The organism is Sulfurimonas sp. (genome assembly GCF_028694895.1).
Classification (GTDB): Bacteria; Campylobacterota; Campylobacteria; order Campylobacterales; family Sulfurimonadaceae; genus Sulfurimonas.
Map to the genome: position 1 here is coordinate 1 of NZ_JAQVKA010000105.1, position 4,854 is coordinate 4,854.

General features: G+C 35.2%; 5 protein-coding genes. 1 reads left to right on the top strand and 4 read right to left on the bottom strand.

All coding sequences use genetic code 11. The features are described 5' to 3' along the window. A partial coding sequence (locus PHI38_RS09095) for a DEAD/DEAH box helicase (RefSeq protein ID WP_299855349.1) occupies positions 1 to 688 on the bottom strand: 688 nt, incomplete at its 3' end. A 104-nt stretch (positions 689 to 792) separates the two neighbouring features. Here PHI38_RS09095 and PHI38_RS09100 point away from each other — a divergent pair. Continuing rightward, entirely contained in the window at positions 793 to 1,284 is a 492-nt protein-coding gene (locus PHI38_RS09100; RefSeq protein ID WP_299855352.1) for a DUF2062 domain-containing protein, read from the top strand. Here the strand turns inward: PHI38_RS09100 and lgt are convergent. The 3 genes from lgt to hemN are packed head-to-tail and all read right to left on the bottom strand — an operon-like array spanning position 1,281 to position 4,766. Next, positions 1,281 to 2,105: a prolipoprotein diacylglyceryl transferase gene (lgt, locus tag PHI38_RS09105; RefSeq protein ID WP_299855355.1), complete on the bottom strand. Its 825-nt coding sequence runs from the start codon at positions 2,103 to 2,105 to the stop codon at positions 1,281 to 1,283. The genes PHI38_RS09100 and lgt overlap by 4 nt on opposite strands. Before the next feature lie 7 nt (positions 2,106 to 2,112). Beyond that, positions 2,113 to 3,396: a (Fe-S)-binding protein gene (locus tag PHI38_RS09110; protein WP_299855358.1), complete on the bottom strand. Its 1,284-nt coding sequence runs from the start codon at positions 3,394 to 3,396 to the stop codon at positions 2,113 to 2,115. A 2-nt stretch (positions 3,397 to 3,398) separates the two neighbouring features. After that, on the bottom strand, positions 3,399 to 4,766 hold the full coding sequence (hemN, locus tag PHI38_RS09115; RefSeq protein WP_299855361.1) for an oxygen-independent coproporphyrinogen III oxidase: 1,368 nt from the start codon (positions 4,764 to 4,766) through the stop codon (positions 3,399 to 3,401). Positions 4,767 to 4,854 lie beyond the last annotated feature (88 nt).

Genomic DNA, 4,854 nt, shown 5'->3' on the forward strand with positions numbered 1-4,854 from the left:
CTTTTCTATCAGTATCTACAAGGTAAACTACTTGATTTATTGTATCTACTGTTGAGTTCTTTTTAGATGTTTCTATAAATGCTGGTTTAGTTAGGATTAACTTTGAGAGTTTTCTTACTTTATCGCTAAATGTTGCTGAGAAAAGAAGTGTTTGATGTCTCTTTGGTAGAAGGGGGTGGATACGTCTAATCTCTTTCATAAAACCCATATCTAGCATTCTGTCGGCTTCATCAAGGACAAAAATCTCTACATGTGATAAACTTAAGCCTTTATCTACATGCTCTAGCACTCGCCCAGGTGTAGCTATTACTATATCAACACCCTCTTTTAAGATTTTTTGCTGTGTCTCTAAATCTTTTCCACCTACTAAAACAGCAATGTTTAAGCCCATGTTTTTTGCATAACTTTGCAAATCTTCATATATTTGTATTGAGAGTTCGCGAGTTGGAGCTATTACTAAACCTCTTAAGGTGCGCTCTTTATCAGCAGTCATTTTTCTAAGTCTTTGTAACATTCCAAGACCAAACGCAGCAGTTTTACCAGTTCCTGTTTGAGCTGTTGCAAAAACATCGCTCTTTGCTAAAATAAGAGGTATAGCTCTTGTTTGTATAGTTGTAGGTTTTTCATAGCCTAAATCTTTTATAGCGCTAAGAAGTGGTTTTATGACCCCTAATTTTTCAAATGACATAATATTTACCCACTTTCTACATTAATGGCGTAATTTTAACATATCATTAAAAAAAATAAGCTTCACACAGCTATAATTTCGCATACTTTAGATTGGCACAAATCATGATAAGAAAATTTTTTAAAAACATAAACGCAAGTGAAAAATTAAAAGCATTTACAGATAAATATAATATCCCTATGGAATACCTCTCTGCAAATAGAAAAATGGTCTCTAAAGGCGTATTAATAGGGCTTTTTATAGCTTTTATCCCAATGCCTATGCAGATGTTAGCTGTTGTAGCAGTTATCCCTTTTACAAGATTTAATGTGCCAATAGCTATTTCTATCTGTTGGTTAAGTAACCCTTTTACGATGCCTGCAATGTACTATATGGAGTATCTAACTGGGAGTTTTATACTTGGTATGGAGACAACACCTGTTGAGATGACACTAGAGTGGTTTAGTCAAAATATAGGAAATATTTTTGTTCCTCTGTATGTAGGAACAGCTTTTTATTCAGTGTTTGGTTCTTTACTTGGGTATTATCTTGTAAATCATTTTTGGAGAAGTTCAGTGAAAAAAGATAATAAATCTCGTAAAGATTCAAGAAGTTAAATCTTTATAGCTCTTTTTTTATAGTAAACCCACGCAACAACTCCAACTACACTCATAGCAAGGCTCATCACCTGCCCTTGAGTTATAGCGTTGCAACAAACATAGCCTATCTGAACATCTGGAGCACGCCAAATCTCTGCGGTTGCACGAAATAGCCCATAACTAATACCATAAACTAAAATCAACTCTCCGCTAAAACTTTTATACTTTCTATATATAAATACAACTATAAAGACGCCAAAGCCTTCTAAGAGCGCCTCATATAACTGTGATGGATGTCTTAAAACTCCATCAACTACGATTCCCCAAGGAGCGTCTGTTTCTCGCCCAATAAGCTCTTTATTTAAAAAATTACCAATTCGCCCAAAAACAAAAGCAAGAGGTACACTTATGGCAACTAAGTCCATAATCTTGCCAAAATCTGTTTTGTATTTTTTTGAGTATATATATGTGCTTATCAAAAAGCCAAGAACCGCGCCATGGTAGCTCATACCTCGAATACCAACAAATTCGCCATTTACAAAAGGGTTGAAAATCTGCCATGGATGAGAGAGGTAGTAGAGAGTTTGAGTATCATAAAAGAGGATATAACCTAGCCTTGCACCCAAGATAACGCCGATTTCTACATAGATAAAATAAGCATCTATCTCTTTGCCCCTAAAATCAAGACTATCTCTTTTAATGAAATACTTTCCGATATAAAGAGCGCTAAGAAGTGCTAAAACATACATGATGCCATACCAATGAACTGGCAGGGAGAAGATATGAAAAGCTACTGGATCAAATCTATCATATATGTTATTCCATTGGTTTAAGTACATCTAATGGCTACTCTCTTAGAGCATCGGCTATAAGCTCGATAGGGTTTTTAAAGATTTGTGGAGCATCTACATAGCCCATTGAAGCGTTGATTTGCATTCTACATGCACTACACTCTGAACTAACAATATCAGCACCAGTTTTTTTAATCATATCTGCTTTTGGAATACCAGCAGCTTTTGCAAAATGGTACTTCTCACTCTGCATAGTTACACCACCAAAACCACAACATGTATTTGGATCACTCATCTCTACAATGTCGTAATTTTTACTTATAAGTTTTCTTGGCTCTTGATAAATTCCCTGCATCTTTCTTGCATGACAAGGGTCGTGATAAGTTACGATTTTTGTATCTTTTTTCTTTGACTTTAAAACTTCAGATAGATTTGTTTTTTGCTCAAGCCACTCAGTCGCCATAAAAATTTTATCTTTTATAGCGATTGCTCTAGCCTTCCACTCAGGTTGATCATGAAAATAGTGCTCATAGTCTATCTTTAACATCGCACTACATGTTGCTTCTGGGATTATAATAGCTTCTACATCTTTACTAAAGCTCTCAAAATACTCTATGTTGAACTTCGCGTTATAATCAACAGTATAAAAATCACCTGTGAAATAAGCAGGCGCACCACAACACTTCTGATCTTTTGCTAAGAATGCATCAATTTCTAAATGTTCTAATATCTCCAGAAGTGAATTTCCAACATTTACATAGTTATAGTTACCTAAACAACCTATAAATATAGCTACTTTTCTTTTGCCACCATTGCTTAAGTTTTCTGGATGTGAGTTTAAAAATGATGTTTTTTTAAGGCTTGGTAATATTCTATCAGCCTTTAACATTGGCAGATTAAACCTTCCGCTCATAGAATCTATATCCGCTTTTATCTTAAATCCACATGTTTGAAATACCCAGCCAAGCTTAAAGGCAAGGTCATTTAACCATCTGTGACGAAGAAGCAAGAAAAACGCTCTTTTATACCAAGCTATGCCAAACTTTTTACCGATGTCGGCGCGAACTTGTTCTATCACCATATCTGTTGGAAGCGATTTTGGACAAACCTCAACACACGCCGTACATAAAAAACAGCTCTCAAAGATATCTTTAGCATTTTGATCTAGCTCTAAGTTGCCTCTTTGATAAGCTCCAAGTAGGTCTAAAAATCCACGAGGAGAAGTTACCTCATCTGGATTTACATTGTAAATTGTACAAACAGGGATACACTTTGCACACTTTATACACTCATCAGTTGTAGCGCCAAAGTCAAAGATTTCTTGTACTGCCTTGCTCATGATCAAACCGTTTTAGAGAAAGTTTTTGCATTTGCCTCATGGCGCTTCATATAAGCATCAAATGGCATGGCAATATTTCTAATAAGTAGAGTTCCAGTCTGACTACACTCTATAAAATTATCATCCATAGTTAAAAGTTCATCATCTTGGAACGGTTTTAACTCTTTAATCGCATCTGCGAAATAGGTTTTAAAATCGAGGTTAAAGAGTTTCTCAAATCTTTTTATATCAAGCTTGAAGTTACTCATAAGTTCCATGATTACGAATTGACGAATCATGTCATCTTCATTTAAAGAAACACCTCTCTCAAAAGGAAGTTTCTCATTCTCAATAGCTTCTTCATACTCTTTCATATCTTTAAAGTTTTGCGCATAATGTGAGACGCCCTCACCTATGGAAGTAAGCCCAATACCTATCAAGTCTGCACCGCCCTTAGTTGTATATCCTTGGAAGTTTCTATGCAACTCACCCTTTTCTATAGCTTGAAAAAGTTCATCTTCTGGCTTTGCAAAGTGATCCATTCCTATCATTTTATAGCCATTTGATGTTAAAAAATCAATCGTGTATTGCATGATTTGAAGCTTCTCATCAGGAAGAGGAAGTGTTGTTTCATCAATCTTGCGCATAGTTTTTTTCATCCACGGAACATGCGCGTAGTTAAACACAGCATATCTATCAGGATTTAACGTAAGTGAGAGGGCCAGCGTCTCTTTAAATGTCTCTAATGTTTGAAATGGAAGTCCGTAAATAAGGTCAACATTAACAGAGTGCATATCGTACTTTCTTGCCAAATCCATAGCATCTTTTGTTATCTCATATGGCTGAACTCTATGAACTGCAATTTGTACTTTTTCATTAAAATCTTGTATACCAAAGCTCACACGATTAAAACCATTTTGGCTTAAAACTTTCATCTGATCTTCATTTATATGACGAGGATCTATCTCACAACTAACCTCTGCATCTTTGACAAAGTTTGGAAAAAAAGATCTGATCTCTTTTATAACTTCATCTAACTGCTCGGCCGTAAAAAATGTAGGTGTTCCACCACCAAAATGCATCTGAATAACTGAGCGGTTGCAATCAACATAAGAAGAGAGTATCTTTAACTCTCTCTTTAAATACTCCAAATAACGAAGCATCTTGTCCTCTTTAGAAGTAAAAACAACATTACAACCACAAAAATAACATGCATTTTTACAAAAAGGAAGGTGAAAATAGAGGCTAAGAGGACGAGATGAGTCTTGTGATTTTAGCATTTTGATATACTCATCATACCCAAAAGAGTCACTAAACTCCAGCGCTGTCGGATAGCTAGTATAACGAGGCCCCGGTTTAGAGTATTTAGTAAATTTTGCAAAATCTAACATGTGTATCCTTGTAAAAGTTGTTTATATTTTATAATGAGGGCGATTATCTCTAAAAAGTGTTGAAATACTAATAAATTTATATTTTACT